18 protein-coding genes and 1 pseudogene are annotated in these 21,578 nt (G+C 66.8%); 7 read left to right on the top strand and 12 right to left on the bottom strand.

Annotated features, from left to right (window positions below):
* The first annotated feature begins 25 nt into the window (after positions 1-25).
* The 7 genes from YQ44_RS03820 (at position 26) to YQ44_RS03790 (ending at position 7,251) form a co-directional block, all read left to right on the top strand.
* Complete coding sequence (locus YQ44_RS03820; RefSeq protein ID WP_071322248.1) at positions 26-772, top strand: DUF4198 domain-containing protein; 747 nt, start codon at positions 26-28, stop codon at positions 770-772.
* A gap of 2 nt (positions 773-774) precedes the next feature.
* A complete protein-coding gene (locus YQ44_RS03815; RefSeq protein ID WP_071322247.1) occupies positions 775-1,128 on the top strand; it encodes a DUF3649 domain-containing protein in 354 nt (117 codons plus the stop codon).
* Entirely contained in the window at positions 1,125-2,756 is a 1,632-nt protein-coding gene (locus YQ44_RS03810) for a PepSY-associated TM helix domain-containing protein (protein WP_071322246.1), read from the top strand. The genes YQ44_RS03815 and YQ44_RS03810 overlap by 4 nt, the downstream gene beginning before the upstream one ends.
* The gene (locus tag YQ44_RS03805; protein ID WP_232251046.1) at positions 2,753-3,109 is read left to right on the top strand and encodes a DUF3325 domain-containing protein; all 357 of its coding nucleotides are present in this window, start codon (positions 2,753-2,755) and stop codon (positions 3,107-3,109) included. The genes YQ44_RS03810 and YQ44_RS03805 overlap by 4 nt, the downstream gene beginning before the upstream one ends.
* Before the next feature lie 109 nt (positions 3,110-3,218).
* Entirely contained in the window at positions 3,219-3,761 is a 543-nt protein-coding gene (locus YQ44_RS03800; RefSeq protein ID WP_071322245.1) for a sigma-70 family RNA polymerase sigma factor, read from the top strand.
* The gene (locus YQ44_RS03795) at positions 3,758-4,711 is read left to right on the top strand and encodes a FecR domain-containing protein (protein WP_071322244.1); all 954 of its coding nucleotides are present in this window, start codon (positions 3,758-3,760) and stop codon (positions 4,709-4,711) included. The genes YQ44_RS03800 and YQ44_RS03795 overlap by 4 nt, the downstream gene beginning before the upstream one ends.
* Positions 4,712-4,803: 92 nt before the next feature.
* Complete coding sequence (locus tag YQ44_RS03790; RefSeq protein WP_071322243.1) at positions 4,804-7,251, top strand: TonB-dependent siderophore receptor; 2,448 nt, start codon at positions 4,804-4,806, stop codon at positions 7,249-7,251.
* Here YQ44_RS03790 and YQ44_RS03785 read toward each other — a convergent pair.
* From YQ44_RS03785 to YQ44_RS03730, 12 genes and pseudogenes are all read right to left on the bottom strand, one after another.
* Entirely contained in the window at positions 7,239-9,044 is a 1,806-nt protein-coding gene (locus YQ44_RS03785; RefSeq protein ID WP_083411636.1) for a putative bifunctional diguanylate cyclase/phosphodiesterase, read from the bottom strand. The two genes, YQ44_RS03790 and YQ44_RS03785, sit on opposite strands and share 13 nt — an antisense overlap.
* 168 nt (positions 9,045-9,212) lie before the next feature.
* Positions 9,213-10,850, bottom strand: a complete 1,638-nt coding sequence (locus tag YQ44_RS03780) for a methyl-accepting chemotaxis protein (protein WP_071322242.1) — start codon at positions 10,848-10,850, stop codon at positions 9,213-9,215.
* 200 nt (positions 10,851-11,050) lie between these two features.
* Positions 11,051-12,526, bottom strand: a complete 1,476-nt coding sequence (gene xylB, locus YQ44_RS03775; RefSeq protein ID WP_071322241.1) for a xylulokinase — start codon at positions 12,524-12,526, stop codon at positions 11,051-11,053.
* 33 nt (positions 12,527-12,559) lie between these two features.
* Entirely contained in the window at positions 12,560-13,438 is an 879-nt protein-coding gene (locus YQ44_RS03770; RefSeq protein WP_071322240.1) for an AraC family transcriptional regulator, read from the bottom strand.
* Positions 13,439-13,510: 72 nt separating this feature from the next.
* Positions 13,511-14,611 (bottom strand): annotated as a pseudogene (locus tag YQ44_RS03765) (ABC transporter ATP-binding protein); the annotation flags it as partial.
* A 30-nt stretch (positions 14,612-14,641) separates the two neighbouring features.
* Positions 14,642-15,676, bottom strand: coding sequence for an NAD(P)-dependent alcohol dehydrogenase (locus YQ44_RS03760; RefSeq protein ID WP_071322239.1), 1,035 nt, complete (start codon positions 15,674-15,676; stop codon positions 14,642-14,644).
* Positions 15,677-15,687: 11 nt separating this feature from the next.
* Complete coding sequence (locus YQ44_RS03755) at positions 15,688-16,590, bottom strand: carbohydrate ABC transporter permease (RefSeq protein WP_083411634.1); 903 nt, start codon at positions 16,588-16,590, stop codon at positions 15,688-15,690.
* A 50-nt stretch (positions 16,591-16,640) separates the two neighbouring features.
* Positions 16,641-17,531, bottom strand: coding sequence for a carbohydrate ABC transporter permease (locus tag YQ44_RS03750; RefSeq protein WP_071322238.1), 891 nt, complete (start codon positions 17,529-17,531; stop codon positions 16,641-16,643).
* Positions 17,532-17,612: 81 nt separating this feature from the next.
* Positions 17,613-18,857, bottom strand: a complete 1,245-nt coding sequence (locus YQ44_RS03745; protein ID WP_156895002.1) for an ABC transporter substrate-binding protein — start codon at positions 18,855-18,857, stop codon at positions 17,613-17,615.
* Positions 18,858-19,002: 145 nt separating this feature from the next.
* Positions 19,003-19,539 carry a GNAT family N-acetyltransferase gene (locus tag YQ44_RS03740; protein WP_232251045.1) on the bottom strand — a complete coding sequence of 179 codons (537 nt, stop codon included), beginning with the start codon at positions 19,537-19,539 and terminating at the stop codon, positions 19,003-19,005.
* Positions 19,540-19,547: 8 nt separating this feature from the next.
* Positions 19,548-20,066, bottom strand: a complete 519-nt coding sequence (locus YQ44_RS03735) for a GNAT family N-acetyltransferase (RefSeq protein WP_071322236.1) — start codon at positions 20,064-20,066, stop codon at positions 19,548-19,550.
* An 80-nt stretch (positions 20,067-20,146) separates the two neighbouring features.
* Positions 20,147-21,421, bottom strand: a complete 1,275-nt coding sequence (locus tag YQ44_RS03730) for an amidohydrolase family protein (RefSeq protein ID WP_071322235.1) — start codon at positions 21,419-21,421, stop codon at positions 20,147-20,149.
* Between the last annotated feature and the right edge of the window lie 157 nt (positions 21,422-21,578).

Genomic DNA, 21,578 nt, shown 5'->3' with positions numbered 1-21,578 from the left:
CATATAACAAGATAAGGGATACACCATGCACATCACTTCCATCGCGCGCCGCGGCGCCCTTGCCGCCGCCCTGCTGGGCGCTGCCATCGTCTCCGGCAGCGCCAGTGCCCACCAGATCTGGCTGGAACAGAACGGCCAGGCGGCCCACGTGTACTTCGGCGAATTCGGCGACAACCTGCGCGAGGCGTCGCCCGGCCAGCTGGACAAGTTCAGCATCGGCCAGGTCACGTGGATCTCGGCCAGGGGCAGCAAGCCGCTGCAGGCGAGCAAGCAGGCGGGCGCCTTCGCGCTGAACGGCAAGGTGGCGCCCGGCGAAAGCATCATCGTCGAGGAACGCAACTACCCGTCGTGGGAAGAGAAAAAGGATGGCAAGGCCACGCGCACCGTGTGGATTCCCGCCGCGCGCCTCGTCGCCGACAGCAAAGCCCAGGCCGCCGCGCTGACGCTGGACCTGGTGCCGACCGGCAAAGCTGGCCAGTTCCAGGTCAGCTACAAAGGCAAGCCGCTGGCAGAAGCCAAGGTCAACGCCGTGGTGCAGTCGGGCTGGGCGAAGGAAGCGTACAGCGATGCGCAGGGCCTGGTCAGCTTCCCGCTGCCCTGGAAAGGCACGTATGTGCTGGAAGTGCAGCACACGGACAAGACGGCCGGCCAGCGTGGCGACGAGCACTATGACAAGGCCATGTACGTCACCACCCTGAGCCTGGTGCAGCCGCAAGGCGCGGCGCCGCTGCCGGCCCCTGCGGCCTTGCCCCCTAGCAAGGATCACGGCTGACCATGCAAGCGCCTGCCACTACCGAAACTGAAACGACTGAAAAAGCTGCGCGCCGGCGCCTGTCCGCCGCGGCGCTGTACCGCCTCGGCGTGGCCTCGCGCAGCGTGGCCGCCATCGCCGGCGGCTACCTGCTGGCGGCGCTGGTCACCATGCTGCTGTCGGTGAGCCTGCCCATGGCCCGCTCGGAAGCCGTCATGACGGCCACGCTGCTGTCGTTTGCCATCTACACCTGCGCCGTGATGTGGGTCTTCGCCACGGCCAGCGCGCTGCGCGCCTGGCTGGGCCTGGCGATTCCCGCCGCCGTCATCGCCGCCATCCTGCACTGGATGGACGCACTATCCTGGAGTCTCGCATGAAAGAAGGTTTCCGCCAGTCGATGGCATGGCTGCACACCTGGTCCGGCCTGCTCGTCTGCTGGATTTTGCTGCTGGTGTTTTGCGCCGGCACGGCCAGCTACTACCGCAATGAAATCACGCTGTGGATGCAGCCCGAGCTGCACGGCGCCGCCGCCAGCAAGGTGACGACGGAGGAAGCGGCCAGCGTCGCGCAACAGGCCATGCAGGAGCGCGCCACGGGCGCCACGCGCTGGTTCATCAGCCTGCCCGGCGAACGCAACCCCGCCACGCAGCTGGGCTGGAGCAAGCCGTCGCAACCGGGCGAAAAGAAGCGTGGACGGCGCGGCAACTTCCATAGCGAAATGGCCAACCCGGCCACGGGCGAAGTGCTGTCCAAGCCGCGCGAGACGCGCGGCGGCGAATTCCTCTACCGCCTGCATTTCGACCTGCACTACATGTCGGCTATCTGGGGCCGCTGGATCGTCGGCTTCTGCGCCATGTTCATGCTGGTTTCCATCATCAGCGGCATCGTCACGCACAAGCGCATCTTCAAGGACCTGTTTACCTTCCGGCCGAAGAAGGGCCAGCGTTCGTGGCTCGATGCGCACAATGTGACGGCCGTGCTGGCCCTGCCCTACCACCTGATGATCACCTACACGGGCCTGGTGACCCTGATGTTCCTGTACATGCCGTCCGGCGCCACGGCCGCCTACAAGGGCGACCAGGACGCCTTCTTCGCCGAAGCGTTCCCGGGCCGCTCGGACGAGCGCAAGGCGGCCGGCGTGGCCGCGCCCCTGACGCCGCTGGCGCCGCTCGTGCGCCAGGCCGAGCAGCAATGGGGCGGCAAGGTCGAGCGCATCTCCGTGAACAACCCGGGCGACGCCAACGCCACCATTTCGCTGTCGCGCGCGGCCGGACGCGACATCTCGTCGAAGCAGCCGTCGATGGAATTCGATGGCGTCACGGGCAAGCTGCTGTCGTCCGACGGCGACGCCCTGCCCGGCGCGGCCGCCACGCATGGCGTGATGTACGGCCTGCACATCGCCCGCTTCGGCGGACCGCTGCTGCGCGCGCTGTTCTTCCTGTCCGGCCTGGCCGGTTGCGCCATGGTGGCCACGGGCGCGCTGCTGTGGGCCGTCAAGACGCGCCAGAAGCAGGCCAAGGCGCTGGCCGCCGGCAAGCGCCCCAGCTTCGGCCTGCGCCTGGTGGAAGCGCTCAATATCGGCGCCATCGCCGGCATCCCGATCGCCTTCGGCGCCTACTTCTGGGCCAACCGCCTGCTGTCGGTGACGATGGAAGACCGGCCGAAGGAGGAAATCGCCTGCTTCTTCGGCGCCTGGGCCCTGGCCGCCATCGTCGCCCAACTGCGGCCTTCGCGCGCCATGTGGCGCATGCAGCTGGCCGTGGGCGCCTTCCTGTTCTGCGCCCTGCCCGTACTGAACGTCTTCACCAGCGGCTCGCACCTGGGCGCGAGCCTGTTCCTGGGGCGCGGCCCCGTGGCGGTGGCCGCCTTCGACCTGGTGGTGCTGGTGCTGGGCCTCGGCCTCGCGTATGCGGCATACAAGCTCAAGCCCCTGCCCGCGAAGGCGGCCAAGGCGCAAAAAGCAGCGGATGCGGCCAAGCCGGTAACGACGATGGAGGCCGCATGATGGAACTGCTGGCCAATTTCCTCGTCTTCGCCCTGTGCTATGCGGGCCTGTCCTCGCTGTGCCTGGCCATGGACCGCCATTACGCGGACCTGCACGGCCGCGGCGCCGAACCGCCCGCGCCGCTGCGCCGTCGCCTGCAGTGGACGGGGTCGCTGGCGCTGGCGGCCGGCCTGGCCTGGGCCATGCATATCGCCGGCGGCGGCTATGGCTTCGTCTACTGGGTCGGCAGCCTGACGGGCTGCGGCTTGCTGCTGATCTGGCTGCTGCCCTACGCCCCGCACCAGGCCATGCGCCTGGCGCGCCTCATCGGCGGCGCGGCCGTGCTGGCCGCCATCGCGCTGGCCTTGTTGTAACGCTAGTCCTGTGCCGCCCGCGTGGCGGCACAGCAACAGCGCATTGCGCCGGCACGCCCACCGAGCTAAAATGAGAATAATTCTTATTTGCATTAAGGTTCTCTCCACCATGCCAGGCAGTCCGTTCGCGCCCACTCCCCTGCTGCCGACGCAGCTGGAAAGCCACTACCGCGCGCACCACGGCTGGCTGGCGCACTGGCTGCAGCGGCGCCTGGGCAATGCTGCCGAGGCCGCCGACCTGATGCACGATACCTTTGCGCGCCTGCTGGCCGGCGCGCCATCGCAGCCGCAAACGCCGGCCCTGCGCGCGCCGAAGGCTTACCTGGCCACTGTCGCCAAACACCTGCTGATCAACCACTTGCGCCGCCAGTCGCTGGAACGCGCGTGGCTGGACGCGCTCGCGGCCCTGCCCGAACACCATGTGCCATCGACCGAACAGCGCGCGGCAATCCTGCAGGCGCTGCAAGCGGTCGACGCCATGCTCGACGGCCTGAAACCGAAGGTGCGCGCCGTCTTCATCATGGCGCAGATCGAAGGCCATGCGTATGCGGAAATCGCCACGCAGCTGGGCATCGGCGAGCGCTCCGTGAAGCGCTACATGGCCGAGGCGCTGACCGAATGCGTGCTGCTGGCGCCGGACTTGCTGGCATGAACAGCGTCGCTCCACCATGTCCCCCGCTGTCGCGCAAGGTGGCGCGCCAGGCCGTCGAATGGTATTTGCTCGAGCAATCGGGCCAGGCCACATCGGACGACCTGGCGGCATCAGCCCAATGGCGCGCGCGCGACCCGGAACATGCGCGCGCCTGGAACAGGGTACAGCAGGTGAGCCAGACGGCCGGCCTGCTGCCGCCGGACCTGGCCGCGCCCCTGCTGCGCCGGCCGCGGCGCCGCGTCGCCATGCAGGTGCTGCTGGCGCTGATGGCGGCGCCGGCCGCCTGGCTGCTGGTGCGCCACGAACTGCTGGCCGATTACCGCAGCGGCGTGGGCGAACGGCGCGAGCTGTCCTTGCCCGATGGCGGCACGCTGGTGCTCAATACGGACAGCGCCGTCGATGTGGCGTATGGCGCCGACGAACGCCTGCTGACCCTGCGCCGCGGCGAACTGCTGGTGCAGACGCGCCCCGACCACGCGGGCAGCCGCCCTTTCATCGTCGCCACCCGCCATGGCAGCATCCGCGCGCTGGGCACGCGCTTCACCGTGCGCGTCGATGACGACGGCAGCCGCGTGACGGTGCTCGAACATGCGGTGGAAATCACCCCGCGCGCGCCCTCTGCCACCGTGCGCACGGTCATGGCGGGCCAGCAAAGCCGTTTCGACGCCAGCCACGCCAGCCTGCCTGCGCCCGCGCCGCTGCAGGCCGACGCGTGGGCGCGCGGCATGCTGGCGGCACAGGACATGCGCCTCGATGCCTTCGCTGCCGAATTATCACGCTACCGTCCCGGCCTGCTGCGCGTGGAGCCGCAGGCGGCGGGCCTGCGCCTGTCGGGCGCCTTCCAGCTCGACGACACCGACGCCGTGCTGGAGAGCCTCACGCGCATCCTGCCCGTCGACGTGCTGTACCGCACGCCGTACTGGGTCACCATCGCGGCCCGCAAAAAATAATCGCGAAAAGCTGGCCCCTTTTTTCGCCCCGGCCTGTCCTGTGGGTATTGCAACGACATCTTGCAACGACATTCCACCGGAAAGGCAATACCATGCACCAAGCTCGTTTGACTCCCCTCGCGCGCGCCGTCGGCGGCGCCCTGTTCCTGCTGTCGCTGGCCCAGGCGCCGGCCATGGCGGCCGATGCCGCCGCGCCAGCGGCCACCCAGGTCAGTTTCAGCGTGCCGCCCGGCGCGCTGTCGGCCGCCATCGCCAGCTTTGCCATCGAGGCGAAAGTGAGCGTGGGCGCGGCGGCCGAACTGCTGCAAGGCTTGCGCACGCCGGGCCTGAGCGGCAGCTACACGGTGCCGCAGGCGCTGGCCCGCCTGCTGGCCGGCACGGGCCTGGAAGCGCTGCCCAGCGGCGAACGCAGCTACGTGCTGCGCAAGGCGGGCAGCGCGTCCACCGGCGCGCCGATCGCCGCCACCTTGGATGAAGTGGCCGTCAGTTCCAGCGCCCTGCGCGACGGCACCACGGAAGGCAAGCGCGGCTACGCGGGCCTGACCAGCGCCACGCGCCTGAACCTGTCGCTGCGCGAAACGCCGCAAGCCGTCAGCGTCATCACGCGCCAGCAGATCGAAGACCAGGGCCTGCATACCCTGCAGGACGTACTGGTGCAGGCGCCCGGCATCACGGTCGACCATTCCTCGAGCACGCGCGAATACGACCAGGTGTTTTCACGCGGCTTCGAAGTGACCTCGTACATGTTCGACGGCATCCCGACCAGCAAGAACCTGGAAGCGCGCACCTACGACATGGCCATCTACGACCGCGTCGAGATCATCCGCGGCGCCACGGGCCTGATCAGCGGCACGGGCAGCCCGTCGGCGGCCGTCAACCTGGTGCGCAAGCGCCCGGGCCGCAGCTTTGCCGCCACGGCCGGCGCGCAGCTGGGCTCGTGGGACCGCTACCGCATCGAGGGCGATGTCTCGACGCCATTGACGGCCGACGGCAAGGTGCGCGCGCGCATCGTCGCCGCGCACGAAGAGCAGCGCTCGTTCATCGACCGCTACCGGCAGAAAAAGGACGTGCTGTACGCCATCGTCGAAGCGGACCTGACGCCATCGACGGTGCTCAGCGCCGGCATCAACTACCAGAAGGAAAAGCTGAAAGGCGCGGGACGCGACTTCCCCATCTTCTACAGCGACGGCACGCAGACCCATTTTCCCCGCGCCATGAACGGCACGGCCGCCTGGAGCACGTATGACCGCGAGCAGAGCATGCTGTTCGCCACGCTCGAGCATTATTTCGACAACGACTGGATCGCCAAGATGGCCGTCAGCCGCAGCAGCAACCGGTACGACGCCCTGCAGGGCTTTTCCGGCAATGGCTACCCGGACCGCGTGACGGGCGGCGGCATGGGATTGTGGCTGGCCAACTGGCACAGCAAGCCGCAGCAAACCTCGCTCGACGCCTATGTCAGCGGCCCGTTCCAGGCTTTCGGCCGCAAGCATGAACTGGTGCTGGGCGTGAGCGCCTCTGAACTCAAGACGAATGGCCCCATCTATCCGGGCTGGCGTCTGGACGGCTACACCTACACGGTGCCGGATATCCATCACTGGAATGGCGCCATGCCGGTGCCCGACTACAGCGGCACGCGCCTGGGCAGCTCGTACGACAAGGAACGGGAAAGCGGCGTGTATTCGACCCTGCGCCTGCGCCCGACGGATGCGCTGTCGGTGATCCTCGGCGCGCGCCTGTCATACTGGAAGCGCGACATCCGCAGCGATTATTTCAACGACACGGACCTGTACGACGCCATGCGCGAAAACGGCAAGATCACGCCGTATGCGGGCCTCGTCTACGACCTGGGCCAGCACTGGTCGGCCTACGCCAGCTACACCAGCATCTTCACGCCGCAAAGCCAGCGCGACGTCAACAGCCGCTTCCTGGCGCCGCTCGAGGGCAAGAACTACGAAGTGGGTGCCAAGGGCGAATTCTTCGGCGGCAAACTCACCACCAGCGCGGCCCTGTTCCAGCTGCGCCAGGAAAACCTGGCCGAAGCCGATCCGGGCAATGTCTGGATCATCGGCACGGGCGGCGGCTCCTACGCCTATCACACGGTGAAAGGCGCCACCACGCGCGGCTTCGAGGCGGAAGTATCGGGCCAGCTGCGCCCCGACTGGCAGCTGACGGCCAGCTATGCCTATAGCCGCATCCGCAATGCCTCCGGCGAGCGCATCCAGACCAACCAGCCGCAGAACATGGCCAAGCTGTGGACCACCTGGCGCCTGGCGCAGGGCCTGCCTGGCCTGGTGCTGGGCGGCGGCGTGAACTGGCAAAGCGATATCTACATGGACGACCGCGGGCCGCATGGCGAACGTTTCACGCAGAAAGCGTATGCGGTGGCGGGACTGATGGCGCAATACCAGGTCACGCCGCAGCTGCTGGCGACCCTGAACGTCAACAACGTCTTCGACAAGAAATACTACTCGACGGGCCTGGGCGGCTACTACGGCGATCCGCGCAACGCCATGCTGTCGCTGCGCTACAAGTTCTGAATGGCTTCGCCACTTTTGAGCAGCGCCTCGATGCCTTCGGGCGCCATGGCGCGGCCCAGGAAATAGCCGAACGCCTCGTCGCAGCCCATCTCGGCGAGCAGCTCGAGCTGCTCGCCGTTCTCCACGCCGCCGGCGATGGTGCGCAATTCCAGCGTGCGCGCCATCGCCACGATGGCGCGCACCATGGCGCCGTCGCCGCCCGGCTTGCCCAGGTCGTCGATGAAGCACTTTTCGATCTTCACGGCGTCCGTGGGGAAGCGCTTCAGGTAGTTCAGCGAAGCGTCGCCCGTGCCGAAATCGCTGATGGCAATCGCCATGCCCAGCTGGCGGAACTGGCGCAGTATCAGTTCGCAGTTCTGGCTGCGGTCGATCAGGATGGCGGCCGCGATTTCCAGTTCGATGCAGTGACCGGGCACGCCGGCCGCCTCCAGCGCGGCGGCGAAATTGCGCGCGATGTCGCGCTGGTAGAACTGCCGCGCCGACAGGCTCACTGACACCGTCAGCGGCTGCCCCTGCGCGATCCAGCTGCGCGCCTGCCCGACGGCCGTGGCCAGCACCCAGGCGCCCACCGGCAGGATCAGCGCGCTTTCCTCGAGCACGTGCAGGAAATCGAGCGGCATCATCAGGCCCAGCTCCGGATGCTTCCAGCGCAGCAGCGCCTTCACGCCCGTGATGCTGCGCGTGCGCAGGTTCATCCTGGGCTGGTAATACAGCACGAATTCGTCGCGCTCGAGCGCATGGCGCAGCGCCGTCTCGAGGATGGTGCGCGAATACGACTGCGTCTGCATGCGCGCCGCATAGCGCAGGCAGGTGCCGGGCGCGTGGCGCTTGGCCGCGTACATGGCCAGGTCGGCCTTTTCGATCAGCGCATTGACGTCGTCGTCGTCGTCCGGATACAGAGCCACGCCCACGCTGGCCGCCACCGCCAGGCTGTATTCGCCGATGACGAAGGGGGCGGCAATGGCGCCGACGATTTTCTCGGCCACCCGCTCGGCATCCTGCGCCGTGCGCAGCTCCGTCAGCAGGATGATGAATTCATCGCCGCCCTGGCGCGCCACCGTATCGACCTTGCGCACGCACTGCTGCACGCGGCGCGCGAATTCCGTCAGCACCTGGTCGCCCACGTCGTGTCCCAGGCTGTCATTGATGGATTTGAAGCGGTCGATGTCGACGAACAGCACGGCCAGCAAGCCCTGGTGGCGGCGCGCATAGGCGATGCCGTGCTCGAAGCGGATCTGGAAATGCAGGCGGTTCGGCAGCCCCGTCAAGCCGTCGTGGTGGGCGATGAATTCCAGCTGCTGCTCGGCGCGTCGGCGCGCCGACACATCGTGCAGCAGCAGCACGGCCCCGCCCTTCGCCAGCGGCGCGCAGCTGTATTGCACGTCGATGCGCTTGCCGTCCAGATGGCGCAGCAGTACCGCGCCGCGCGCTACTTCCAGCACTTCCTGCCGCGCCACGCAATCGCGCACCTGACGCGCCGCATCGATGGGCGTGCCGTCATGGAACAGCGGCAGCAGCTGCGTCACCGGCATTCCCAGGCCGTCGTCGGGCAGCCTGCCGCCCATGGCGCTGGCGCGCGGATTCAGGTATTCCACGATGCCCTCATGGTCGGTGCCGACGACGGCCGCCGGCAGCGCATGCAGCAGCGCCAGCGTGCGCGCCTGCGCCGCCTGCAGCACGACGCCCGTGGCATGACGCATGCGCCAGGCGCGCGCCGCATGCCACTGGCAAGCGAGCAACACGCTGAGCACCACGGCCAGGCACAGGCACAGCGCCAGCAGCAGCGTCGTCATGCGTCACCCGGCAGGCAGGAGATGGAGGACATGGCTTTCCTTTGCAACGCGCGCCGTCTGGCCGGGCGCAGATACATGCGGAAAGGAAATAGTATAAGAATTCCGGCGCAATATTTGCCTGATCGGACGCCGCTTGACTGGCGTCAAGCGGCGCGGCGGCTGCGCGCCTCAGCTCAGCGACAGGACCCGGGACTGCGCCACGCGGGGGCCGGCCATGGGCGCGTGCGTGCCCGATGCCGGCTGCAGCTTGAAGATGCTGACGGCGTCGGCCAGGCTGGCCGCCTGCTGCTGCAAGGCGTCCGCCGCGGCCGCGGCCTGTTCCACCAGGGCCGCGTTCTGCTGCGTCACGCCATCCATCTGGCTGATGGCGATGCTGATCTGTTCGATGCCGTCGCGCTGCTCGACGCTGGCCACGGCGATCTCGCCGATGATGGCGTTGACGCGCTGCACGCTGCCCACCACCTCCTCCATCGTGCGCCCCGCCTGGCCGGCCAGCACGCTGCCTTCTTCCACCGTGCGCACGGATTCGCCGATCAGCGCCTTGATCTCGCGCGCCGCATCGCTTGAGCGCTGCGCCAGGTTGCGCACCTCGCTGGCCACGACGGCGAAGCCGCGCCCCTGCTCGCCCGCGCGCGCCGCTTCCACGGCCGCGTTCAGCGCCAGGATATTCGTCTGGAAGGCGATGCCGTCGATGACGCCGATGATGTCGACGATGCGCTTGGACGAGGCATTGATATCGCTCATGGTGCGCACCACCTGCGCCACGGCCTCGCCGCCGCGCTGCGCCACGTCGGATGCGCCGCCGGCCAGCTGGCGCGCCTGGTCCGCATTGTCGTTATTCTGCCGCACGGTGGAGGTCAGTTCGATCATCGAGGCGGCCGTCTCTTCCAGCGAACTGGCTTGCTCCTCCGTGCGCGAGGACAAGTCCATATTGCCGCTGGCGATTTCGGCCGAGGCCGTGGCGATGGCGTCCGTGCCGGTGCGCACGCGCCCGACGATGGCGGCCAGGTTGCCGCTCATCGCCTTCAAAGCCCGCAGCAGGTCGCCGATTTCATCGCGGCTGCCGTCCGCCACCACGGCGCGCAAGTCGCCGGCCGCCACTTGCTGGGCGATGCCGACGGCCGCGCTCAGGGGACGCGTGATGCTGCGGATCAGCCACCAGACGGTGATGCTGCCGATGATCAGGGTCACCAGCACGGTGGCCAGCATGGCGATGCTGGCGCTGCGGTGCGCGGCCGCATCCGCTTCCTTCATCTGCGCCATCAGGCTGTGCGACTGCTTGCCGATAGTGGCGACGATGGCGTCGATCTGGCGCGTCGGTTCGCGGTCCATGCCCTTCACCAGCGCATCGACGGCCTGCGCGCTGTCGGCGCGCGCGCCGTCATACTTTTGCAGGGCCGCCAGGTAGCTCACGCCCAGCGCATCGTGCGCCTGCATGGCTTGCGCCACGGGCGCCGTATCGAGCTTGAGTGCCGCCATCATGGCTTGCAGGCTGGCCAGCTCCTTGCGCGTCTGCGCACCGCTGGCGACGAATGCTTCGCGGTAGCGCTGGAAGGCGGCCGCATCGCCGCCGCGCAGCAGGATGTTCTTCCACTCCTGCACCTGGATCTTGAATTCGACCTGGGCGCTGCGCGCCGCGTCGACCGCTTCCGTCAGGGCGACGGAACGCTGCATGGCCTCGCTGCCGCGTGCGCTGGCAGCGTCGAGGGCACTCCAGCCGCGCACGCCGACGAAGACCAGGGCAAGAAAGAAAAAGGCGCCTAACAGACCCAGGCGGACGGAGATTTTCAGATTCGCGAGTTGCATGTATTTCTCCCGGCGGCAAGAACAGGATGGCAACAAAAATAGTCGCCAAAACTATCCAATTCTCACCGCATGCGCAAATCATGCCGCGCCCCCCGTGAAAAACCAAGCGGCGCTTGCGCTAGCGAAACACTTTCAACATAGAAACAACAAATTACAAGTCAATGTTAACTGGATGACCATTCCATGGATCACCGTTGCGCCTAGCGCGCCGCCGCGGCCGCCGCCGCGAATTCCTCGCGCAGCAGCGGGTACAGGCGCCGGTAGCGGGCCAGGCGCTCATCGAGCACGCCGGACGCCTGCGGCGCGACCGTCTCCTGCACGGGCGGGCGCGTGCACACCTGCGCGGGCGGCAAGCCCGTCACGGCCATCTGCGCCAGGCGCGCCGCGCCCATGGTGCCGCCCGCCGCGCCATGGTCGTGGCGCAGCACGTTCAGGCCGGACGCATTTGCACACAACTGGGCCCAGAAGCGGCTGCGCGAGCCGCCGCCGACGAACGAAGCCTCGCTCAGCTGCGTGCCGGCGCTGCGCAGGGCCGCATTGCCGTCGGCCATGGCAAAGGCCACGCCTTCCATCACGCTGTAGGCCAGTTCCGCGCGGCCGTGCTCCGTGGCCAGGCCGAAGAACACGCCGCGCGCCGTGGCGTCGTTGTGCGGCGTGCGCTCGCCGCTCAGGTAAGGCAGGAACAGCGGCGCCTTGCGCGCCTCGACGCCTTCGGCCAGCGCCACCAGGGCGCCGATGTCGTGCGACTGCGTCAGCTGCGCCACCCAGGCCAGGCTCGATGCGGCGCTGAGGATCACGCTCATCTGGTGCCAGCGCCCGGGCAGGCAGTGGCAGAACGCATGCACGCCCTGGCCCGGATTCGGCGCAAAGCCATCGCTGCCCGCGAACAGCACGCCGGACGTGCCCAGCGACAGCAGGCCGGCGCCCGGTTCCACCACGCCCAGGCCGACGGCGGCGGCCGCGTTGTCGCCCGCGCCGCCGGCCAGCACGACCGCGTGCGCGATGCCCCATTCCTGGCACAGGGCCGGGCGTACCTGCGCGGCGACGGCGCTGCCTTCGACCAGGCGCGGCATGTGCTCGCGCGTCAGTCCTGTCGCCGCCAGCATGCGTTCGGACCAGTCGCGCCTGGCCACGTCCAGCCACAAGGTGCCGGACGCGTCGGACATGTCGGAGACGCACTCGCCCGTCAGGCGCAGGGCCACGTAATCCTTCGGCAGCAGTACTTTGCTGATGGCGCGAAACAGCGACGGCTCGTACTTTTGCAGCCACAGCAGCTTGGGCGCCGTGAAGCCGGGCATGGCCTGGTTGCCCGTGATGGCGCGCGACTCGGGCACCAGCGCCTCGAGTTCCACGCACTCGGCAAAGGCGCGCGTGTCGTTCCACAGGATGGCCGCGCGCAGCACGTGCTGCTGCTTGTCGAGCAGGGTGGCGCCATGCATCTGGCCCGACAGCGCGATGCCGCGCAAGCCGGAAAACGCCACCGGCTGGGCGCTGCGGATGGCCGCGATCACGTCCAGCGTGGCGTGCCACCAGTCCTCGGGATTCTGCTCCGACCAGCCCGGATGGGGGCTGGACACGCGCAGGGTCACGCCGCTGCTGGCGAGGATGGTTTGCGCGTCATCGGTGAGGATGGCCTTGACTTCGGAAGTGCCGATATCGATACCGAGATAAGTCACGATGGTTCCATAAAAAAAGTAAAAAGCCGGCCGTCAGGAAAACGACTCGGGCATGTTCATGTGCAGGCAGGAGCGGAATTTCGACGGCGACATCTGCTTGTGGGCGAGGAACTGGCGGTTGAAATTGGACAGGTTGTTGAAGCCCGTGCGGTAGCAGATATCGGTGACCTTCATGTCCGTGTTCATCAGCAGCTCGCAGGCCAGCGCGATGCGCTCCTGGTTGACGTAATGGATGAACGAGGTGCCCGTGTGCTTGCGGAAGAAGCGCGTGAATTTCAGCGTATTCATCTCCGCCACGTCGGCCACGTCCTGTTCGCAGAAATCGAGCGTGATGTTTTGCTTGATATAGGCCAGCACCAGGTTGATGGTGGAGGACATGTAGCGCCCCGCCTGCGCCAGGTAGGTGACGCTGGCCAGGGGCCTGCGTTCGCGGCAGTCGCACAGGTCGCCGAACAGGCGCGCGAACAGTTCCACCCGGCGCGGGCCCTGCGCCGTCGTCAGTTCCGCCATCAGCGGCGCCAGGCGCAGGCCCAGCGCATCGGGAAACTGCAAGCCCCTGCCCGCCTCGCCCAGCAGGGTTTTCAGCGGCGCCATTTCCGGAAACAGCAGCGCGCAGCGCTCGATAAAATCGCTGGAAAACTGCAGCACCAGGTCGCGCGCGGGCAAGGTCACGCCTTCGGCCAGCTCGCTGACCCAGTTGTGCGGCAAATTCGGCCCCGTCAGCACCAGGTTGCCCGGCGCGTAACTGCCGATATGGTCGCCGACAAAGAATTTCCCCGTCGACGTGGTGATGATGTGCAGCTCGTACTCGGGATGGAAATGCCATTTCGCCACCGCGTGCGGATAGCCGTGCGCCCACGCGCGAAACGATTCGTGGATCGGTTTGTGGATCAGTTCCAGGTCAGGCGTCACGGCAGTTCCCTTGCACGGTCTCGGTCACCCTATTCTAACGTCCTCGCGACGTCAGCCGGCGGCCACTGCCAGCCCGCTGTCGGCGTCGAACAGGTGCATGTGCTCCTCGTCGAAGGCCAGCGCCAGGCTCTGCCCCACCTGCGCCGCGCTGTTGGCCGCATTCGCCGGCAGCAGGGCCGACAGGGTCAGGGCGCCGCACTGAAAACTGATCAGCGCCTCCGCCCCCAGCAGCTCGACCAGGTCGACCGCGTACGCCAGGCCATGGCTGCCCGCCTGCGGCTGCCGCTGCTCCAGCTGCGTGGCCGCGCGCAAATGGTTCGGGCGCAGGCCGAAAACCACGCGTCCCCCCGCTGGCAGCGCGGCAAAGCGGGGCGAAATCAAGGGCCAGCGGTAGCCGGCGCACACGAGCACCGTTTGCCCGTTCTCTTTTTCGATGACGCCATCGATGAAATTCATGGCCGGCGTGCCGATGAAGCCGGCCGCGAACAGCGTGCGCGGGTGGTTGTACAGCTCGGCCGGCGTGCCGATCTGCTCGATATGCCCGCCCTTCATCAGCACCACCCTGTCGGCCAGGGTCATCGCCTCGAGCTGGTCGTGCGTGACGTACAGGGTGGTGGTGCGCAGGCGGCGGTGCAGGCGCTTGATGTCGGCGCGCAGCTGGGCGCGCAGCTTGGCGTCGAGGTTCGACAGCGGTTCGTCGAACAGGAATACCTGCGGCGTCTTGATCATGGCGCGCGCGATGGCCGTGCGCTGCTGCTGGCCGCCCGACATGGCGCGCGGCTTGCGGTCAAGCAGGCTGTCCAGGCTGAGGATGGCCGCCACTTCGCGCACGCGGCGCTCGATTTCGTCGTTCGGCACCTTCAGGCGGCGCAGGCCGAAGGCGATATTGTCGTACACCGTCATGTGCGGGTACAGCGCATAGTTCTGGAACACCATCGCCACGTTGCGCGCGCGCGGCGGCAAGTCGTTGACGACGGCGCCGCCGATCAGCAGCTCGCCGCCGCTGATGTCTTCCAGCCCCGCGATCATGCGCAGCAGGGTCGACTTGCCGCAGCCCGATGGCCCCAGCAGGACGATGAATTCGCCGTCGTCTATCTCCAGGTCGAACGGCTGCAGCACGGCCGTCTTCTCGTCATAAGTCTTGTGCAGCTGCCTGCAGGTGATATTTGCCATGGTCTTGTCTCCGCTTTCTTGGGGGCTGGTTCAGGCCAGCTCGATCTGGATCTTGACGTCGTGCGGGTGGCCCTTGGCCGCCTCCTCGAACGCCTGCACGCCATCGGCAAAGCCGAAGGTGCGCGAAATGAAGGGCTTCACGTCGATCTTGCCCGAGGCCAGCAGCGCGATGGCGCGGGGGAAGATGTTCGCGTAGCGGAACACGGATTCGATGCGCACTTCCTTGGCCTGGATGGCGACGATATCGAAGGGCACCGTATCCGGCGGCATGCCGACCAGCACCAGGCAGCCGTTCGGGCACAGCAGGTCGGTGATGTTGTCATAGGCGCGCATGCTGCCGCTGGCTTCGAAGACGATGTCGGCGCCCCAGCCATCGGTGGCCTCGCGCACGGTGTCCGCCAGGCTGGCGTGGCGCACATCGACCGTGGTCACGGCCGGATTGCCGGCAAACAGGGCCAGCTTTTCCGGCACCAGGTCGGCCAGGATCACGCGCGAGCAGCCGCCCGCCAGCGCGGCCAGCGCGTTCATGGCGCCGATGGTGCCGGCGCCGATCACCACGGCCACGTCGCCGGGCTTGATGGCCGCCTTTTTTGCCGCCTGCAGGCCGATGGCCAGCGGCTCGACGATGGCGCCTTCGCCGAAGCTGACGCTATCGGGCAGCTTGAAGGTGAACGCGGCAGGATGCACGACATACGGCGTGAGGCAGCCGTGGATGGGCGGCGTGGCCCAGAAGCGCACGGCGGGGTCGAGGTTGTACAGGCCGCGCATGGTGGCGGGCGAGTCGAACTGCGGCACGCCCGGCTCCATGCAGACGCGGTCGCCCACTTTCAGGTGCGTCACTTCCTCGCCCACCTCGGCCACCACGCCGGAAGCTTCGTGGCCGAGCACCATGGGTGCCTCGACCGCGAAGGGGCCGATCCTGCCATGCTTGAAATAGTGGACGTCGCTGCCGCAGATGCCCACCGTGTGCACCTTGATCTTCACGTCGCGCGGGCCGACGAGGAGCGGCACGTCGATGTCGCGCAAGGTGATTTTTTCCGCCTGTTCCAGTACGAGTGCTTGCATGATAGCCTTCCTTATTTATGTTTGAGCATGGAGTTGAGCAGCCGTCCCAGGATGCCGACGAACAGCAGCGGCGGCAGCGCCAGCAGCACGGTGGAGGCGTTCACCACGCCCCACGGCACTTCCTGGCCCATCGAGGTAAACGCCGACGCCACCACGGGCAGGGTCATGCTCTTCGACGAGGTGAGCGCCAGCGCGATCATCAGTTCATTCCAGACCAGCACGAAGCTGAAGACGATGCCGCCCATCAGGGTTTTCGATGCCACCGGCAGGGCCACGTGCCAGAACACCTGGTACGGACCGTAGCCGTCGAGCGCGGCCGCTTCCTCGATCTCCTTCGGGATGCGGGCAAACGCGGGAATCGACAGCCAGATGATGGTCGACAGGGTCACCAGCAGATACGTCACCACCATCGACAGGCGCGAGTCGTACAGGCCCAGGTCGATCCAGATCGAGATCAGCGGAATGGCGACGGCCACCGGCGGCAGGAAGCGCAGGGACAGCAGGAAGAACTGGATATCCTTCTTGGCCGGGATCGGATAGCGGGCGATCGCATACGCGGCCGGCACGCCCAGCACGGCGCCCAGCAGCACGGCCACGCCGACGATGGCCACGCTGTTGCCCAATCCCGTCAGCACTTCCGGGCTGGCCAGCACCTGTTTGTAGTTGGCCAGGGTCGGGCTGAAGAAAAAGCGCGGCACGGGCGTGACGATGTCCATCAGCTCCTTGAAGGAATTGAGCACGGCCCACAGGATGGGGAACAGCGCCACCAGCACGATCACCGTGGTGATGGCGGTGGTGGTGACGGCGCCAACGCCGCCCAGGGTGCGCAGCCCCCTAAGACACCTGACAAAACCGTTGCGAGCAGGTGTGAGTTGTGGCCGAGAAGCGGAGCTGTGCGCATGCACAGTGAGCATCGAAGGCCGCAAATCGCGCTGCGCGGTAGGTTTGCTTAGGGTGTTCTTGGTCAGTTTTCCCATTTGGCGACCCGCTTCCAGAGTAAGGTGAAGATGACAGTCGTGGCCAGCATCATCAGCACGGCCATGCTGGACGCGTACGACACCTTGCCCATCAGGCCGATGCCCTGCGCATACGCATACATGTCCAGGGTTTCGGTGGAGATGCCGGGGCCGCCCTTGGTCATCACGTAGATCAGGTCGAACGAGCGCAGCGACTCGACCATCTTGATGAAGACGAGGCTCATGATGGGCACCTTCAGCATCGGCAGCGCGATGTACGCATACACCTGCACGGTGCTGGCGTAGTCGAGGCGTGCCGCTTCCAGCGGTTCGGCCGGCAGGGTTTCCAGCAGTTTCAGGATGACGGCACCGAAGAACAGGCCCCACTGCCAGATGTCGACCAGCGCCACCGCATACAGGGCCGTGGCGGGGTCGGACAGCAAGGCGCTGCCGCCCAGTCCCACGCATTCGAGCAGCCAGTTGAGGATGCCCATCAGCGGCGAATACATGAACTTCCAGATGAAGGCAGCCGACACGCGCGGCAGCAGCACCGGCACGATCAGGAGCAGCGCGATGACGTCCCGCGTGCGGCCCTTGATTCTCTCGAACAGGAACACGGCCAGCAGCACGCCGACGATCAGCGAGCCGGCCACGGTGACCACTTCCCAGATGGCCGACACCTGCACGGCATTGACGAAGCGGCGGTCGCCGAACAGGCGGAGAAAATTGGCAAAGCCCACGTAGTCGCTGTCGCTGTAGCGCAGCACGCGGTTTTGCAGGGCCAGGTTGATGGCGGCGATGCTGGGCACCAGGCCCAGTACCAGCAGGACCAGCAGCGGCAGCGTGAGGAACACGGCCGGCAGCCAGGTATGGCGTTGTTTACGGATGGAGTGCGGCATAGGAGAGACTCTCGCAACGGACTGTCAGGCACAGAAAACTGTGCCGCCACCTTGGCGGGCGGCGGCTACACGGCATGGGGATTACTTTCTTTTTTGCGCCCGCTGCATCACGTCCGTGGCGTACTCGTTGGCTTCGTCGAGCGCGCTCTGCACGTCGCCGCGCGTGCCCGTAAACACCTCCTCCAGCACGACGCCGAGGTTGTCGCCGATGTCCGGCCACTCGGGGCTGGGCCAGATGGTGACGCGCGAGACGGGCGTGGTGTCCGTCAGGCCGGCCTGGATCTGCGGCTTGACGTGCTTGCGGAAGTAGTCGCTGGCGATGGTGCTGCTGCGGTTGTAATCGCTGAAGACGTTGTCCTTCAGGCGCGCCTGCTCCTGTTCCTTGCCCGTGGCCCAGGCGATGAACTTGCCGGCCGCCTGGCGCGTGCATTCATCCTTCGCGCCCGTGGCGGAAATGGCCAGGCCGTGGCCGTAGGCGGCCGACGCCAGCGGCGCGGGCGGGCGCACATAGCCGACCTTGTCGACCACCGAGGATTTTTTCGGGTCTTCCATCCAGTCGGCGAACGGCGTCGACTCGATCATGAAGGCCACCTTGCCCGACCTGAACGCTTCGAGCGCATTGCTCCAGTCGTAGGTGGCGCCGCCCGGCGGCGAATACTTGAACAGGTCGCGGTACAGGGTGGTGGCCTTCACGGCCTGCGGCGAATTGAAGGTCGGCACGCCATTGCTTTCCCACTTGCCGCCGGCGGCCAGCATGAACGGCGCCCAGCGCCAGACATTCATGCCCGAGCCGCGCTGGCCCCGCGCCGCCCAGCCGTAGACATTCGGCGGGCTATTCAGTTTTTTCACGGCGGCGACCAGCTCGTCGAGCGTCTTCGGCACGGCGATGCCGGCCTTTTCCAGCAGGTCGCGGCGGTAGAACAGGAAGTCGCTGCCGCCGATCAGGGGGGCGAAATACGCCACGCCCTTGTACGAGGCGACGGCGCGGCGGCCAGGCAGGAAGTCGTCGTAATCGGCATCCTTGGGCAGGTATTTGAGCAGGGGCACGACCCAGCCGGCCGTGGCGAATTCGGCCACGTTGGCTTCATCGATGTAGTAGATCTGGTAGGAGCCGGCCTTGGTGGAGGCGTCGAGGCGGGCCTTGGAGCGGCGGTCGTTTTCGCCGAAATAGCTGATCTGCACCTTGGTGCCGTTTTTCTTTTCATACTCGGCGAGGGTCTTTTCCATCACGGTCAGGCCCAGGCTTTTTTGCGCCAGCACCTTGAGCACCGGCACCGAGCAGCTTTGCGCCGATGCCGCCGACATCGACACGCAGGCGGCGGACATGACGCCGCCCCATGCAATAGCAGTAACGATTTTCATCACGAGTCTCCATTTTTATAGTCCGGCGGTCTTCCACCGGTGAGTCCACTATAAAAACAAAGACGGCCTGCCACCACTGCAAAAGCGGCCAGTTTTCAAATACTATTTTTCACGCATCTGTACGCAAAAAATCGCGACGGTAAATATTCGAATCCTTGCCGCCCAGCGGCTGGCGCGAAAAGCGCTCGAAGCGCAAACCAAGCTTGTTGAGCAGATTGATCGAGGGCTGGTTGCTGGGCGAAGTCAGGCCATACAGGGTGGGCACGCGCAGCACGTCGCGGGTGTGGCGCAGCACGCCGGCTGACGCCTCCCAGGCCAGGCCCTGGCCGCAATGCGCCGGCAGCAGCGCGTAGCCGATGTCAGGCCCGGGCATGGTGGCGCGCTTGATCAATCCGCACATGCCGATGGCCAAGCCCTCGCTGCGCAGTTCAATGATGTAAAAGGAATAGCCCAGCTCACGCTGTTGCGCCATCGGGCCCGTTTCCAGCGCCGCGCGGGCCGCCTCCAGCGTGTGGATGTTACGCTGGCCGATATTGGCGATCCACGACGGATCGTTGACCAGCTCCATGTAAAAGGCCGCATCGTCCAGGGTGGCGGTGCGCAGGCGCAGACGGGGCGTCTCGATGACCGTCATCGACTCTGTCATGGCGCCGCTCATGCCGGCCACTGCATCGGGTCGGTCAGCAGCTGGTACATCACGTAGGCGTCGACATAGCCGAGCTGCGCGTGGCGGTAGGCCAGCGGCAGGGTGGCGACCACGGTAAAGCCCAGCTTTTTCCACAGGGTGACGGCGGCCAGGTTGGTGCTGACGACGAAGTTGAACTGCATCGCCAGGTAGCCGGCGCGGCGCGCTTCCTCCATGCAGTGCACGCCCAGCATGCGGCCCACGCCCACGCCCTGCGCGGCCGGATCGACCATGAACGAGGCATTGGCCACGTGCGCGCCATGGCCCGGCTGGTTCGCCACCAGCTTGTACATGCCCAGCAGGCGCTCGCTGCCCATCACGGCGACGAAGCTTTGCACGCCGGGGCCGAACCAGTAGGCGTGGCACTCTTCGCGCGAGGTGTCGGCGGGGAAGGAATAAGTGTCGCCGCCGGCCACCAGCGTCTGGAAGATCGGCCACATGGCGTCGAAGTCGGATTCCCGGGCGGGACGGATGTCAATTTCTTTCAAGGTGCGGCTCCAGCAGCAAAAGTGTGCAACGATTGTCGGGGATTTGCGCTGGGCCGTCCAGTGGCACGCGCATCCATGGGTCAGCGCCCCAGGCGGAAGTTCACGCTGTCCGGGCGGCCCGGCAGGTGCAGGCGCGACGCCGCGCGCGGCGCTTCGCTGAGCACCTTGCCGCGGCGTAGCACCAGGCGCCGCGCCGCGCGCAGGCGCAACGCTTCCACCGTGGAGCCGCAGTCGAGGATCACCAGGTCCGCATGGCAGCCGGGCGCGATGCCGTAGCCGTCCAGGCCGAGGATGGCGGCCGGCGTCTCGGTGACGGCCAGGAAGCAGTCGTGCATGGCTTGCTGGCCCGTCATCTGCGCCACGTGCAGCCCCATGTGCGCCACTTCCAGCATGTCGCCCGAACCGAGGCTGTACCACGGGTCCATCACGCAGTCGTGGCCAAAGGCGACGGGGATGCCGGCGGCCAGCATCTCGGGCACGCGCGTCATGCCGCGCCGCTTCGGATAGGTGTCGTGGCGCGCCTGCAGGGTGATGTTGATGAGGGGATTGGCAATGGCCGCCACGCCCGCCTCGCGGATCAGCGGCAGGAGTTTGCTCACATAATAATTGTCCATCGAGTGCATGGACGTCAGGTGCGAGCCCGTCACCCTGCCCTGCATGCCGAGGCGCTGGCTGTGGAAGGCCAGGGTCTCGATATGCCGCGACAGCGGGTCGTCCGACTCGTCGCAATGCATGTCCACCATCAGCCCCCGTTCGCAGGCAAATTCGCACAGCAACCGCACGGATTCCGCGCCATCGGCCATCGTGCGCTCGAAATGCGGGATGCCGCCCACCACGTCGACGCCCATGGCGATCGCGCGTTTCAGGTTGTCGAAGGCGCCCGCGCTGCGCAGGATGCCGTCCTGCGGGAAGGCCACCAGCTGCAAGTCCAGGTAGGGCGCCACCTGGCGCCTGACGTCGAGCAGCGCTTCCACGGCCAGCAGGCGCGGGTCGCAGATATCCACGTGCGAGCGGATGGCCAGCAAGCCGCGCGCCACGGCCCAGTCGCAATACTGGAGGGCGCGTTCGACCAGTGCGTCCTGCGTCAGCTGCGGTTTCAGCTCGCCCCAGACGGCGATGCCTTCGAGCAGGGTGCCGGACGCGTTGACGCGCGGCAAGCCGTAGCTGAGCGTGGCGTCCATGTGAAAGTGGGCGTCGACGAATGGCGGCGTGACCAGGTCGCCTTCGGCGTCGATTTCCTGCGCCCCTTGCACGGGCAAGGCAGGGCCGACGGCGGCGATGCGCCCGTCCTCGATGGCGATATCGATGGCACGGCGCCCGTCGGGCAGGCTGGCATTGCGGATTACTAGGTCCATGCGGACACTCCTTTGGTAGGCGACTTGGAACAAGGGCATCATTGCCATTGCATCTACTTTGGCGCGGATGCTGCAGTGCAAAAATATAGCGACTGGCAAAAACATAGCCATAGAATCGCGGTGGGCACCTTGCGCAAGCGCAAATGTGCAGCATACA

This window comes from Janthinobacterium sp. 1_2014MBL_MicDiv, from assembly GCF_001865675.1.
In the GTDB taxonomy this organism is placed as follows: domain Bacteria; phylum Pseudomonadota; class Gammaproteobacteria; order Burkholderiales; family Burkholderiaceae_D; genus Janthinobacterium.
Note: the sequence above shows the minus strand (reverse complement) of the source record. Positions and strands in the feature narration are given on the sequence as shown.

Excerpts from the sequence above, each read along its gene's own strand:
- YQ44_RS03805 (WP_232251046.1), top strand. The coding sequence starts at position 2,753 with ATGATGGAACTGCTGGCCAATTTCCTCGTCTTCGCCCTGTGCTATGCG.
- YQ44_RS03730 (WP_071322235.1), bottom strand. The coding sequence starts at position 21,421 with ATGGACCTAGTAATCCGCAATGCCAGCCTGCCCGACGGGCGCCGTGCC.
- YQ44_RS03740 (WP_232251045.1), bottom strand. The coding sequence starts at position 19,539 with ATGACAGAGTCGATGACGGTCATCGAGACGCCCCGTCTGCGCCTGCGC.
- YQ44_RS03750 (WP_071322238.1), bottom strand. The coding sequence starts at position 17,531 with ATGCCGCACTCCATCCGTAAACAACGCCATACCTGGCTGCCGGCCGTG.
- YQ44_RS03795 (WP_071322244.1), top strand. The coding sequence starts at position 3,758 with ATGAACAGCGTCGCTCCACCATGTCCCCCGCTGTCGCGCAAGGTGGCG.
- YQ44_RS03800 (WP_071322245.1), top strand. The coding sequence starts at position 3,219 with ATGCCAGGCAGTCCGTTCGCGCCCACTCCCCTGCTGCCGACGCAGCTG.
- YQ44_RS03760 (WP_071322239.1), bottom strand. The coding sequence starts at position 15,676 with ATGCAAGCACTCGTACTGGAACAGGCGGAAAAAATCACCTTGCGCGAC.
- YQ44_RS03785 (WP_083411636.1), bottom strand. The coding sequence starts at position 9,044 with ATGACGACGCTGCTGCTGGCGCTGTGCCTGTGCCTGGCCGTGGTGCTC.
- YQ44_RS03820 (WP_071322248.1), top strand. The coding sequence starts at position 26 with ATGCACATCACTTCCATCGCGCGCCGCGGCGCCCTTGCCGCCGCCCTG.
- YQ44_RS03810 (WP_071322246.1), top strand. The coding sequence starts at position 1,125 with ATGAAAGAAGGTTTCCGCCAGTCGATGGCATGGCTGCACACCTGGTCC.
- YQ44_RS03815 (WP_071322247.1), top strand. The coding sequence starts at position 775 with ATGCAAGCGCCTGCCACTACCGAAACTGAAACGACTGAAAAAGCTGCG.
- YQ44_RS03745 (WP_156895002.1), bottom strand. The coding sequence starts at position 18,857 with ATGTCCGCCGCCTGCGTGTCGATGTCGGCGGCATCGGCGCAAAGCTGC.
- YQ44_RS03780 (WP_071322242.1), bottom strand. The coding sequence starts at position 10,850 with ATGCAACTCGCGAATCTGAAAATCTCCGTCCGCCTGGGTCTGTTAGGC.
- YQ44_RS03755 (WP_083411634.1), bottom strand. The coding sequence starts at position 16,590 with ATGCTCACTGTGCATGCGCACAGCTCCGCTTCTCGGCCACAACTCACA.
- YQ44_RS03790 (WP_071322243.1), top strand. The coding sequence starts at position 4,804 with ATGCACCAAGCTCGTTTGACTCCCCTCGCGCGCGCCGTCGGCGGCGCC.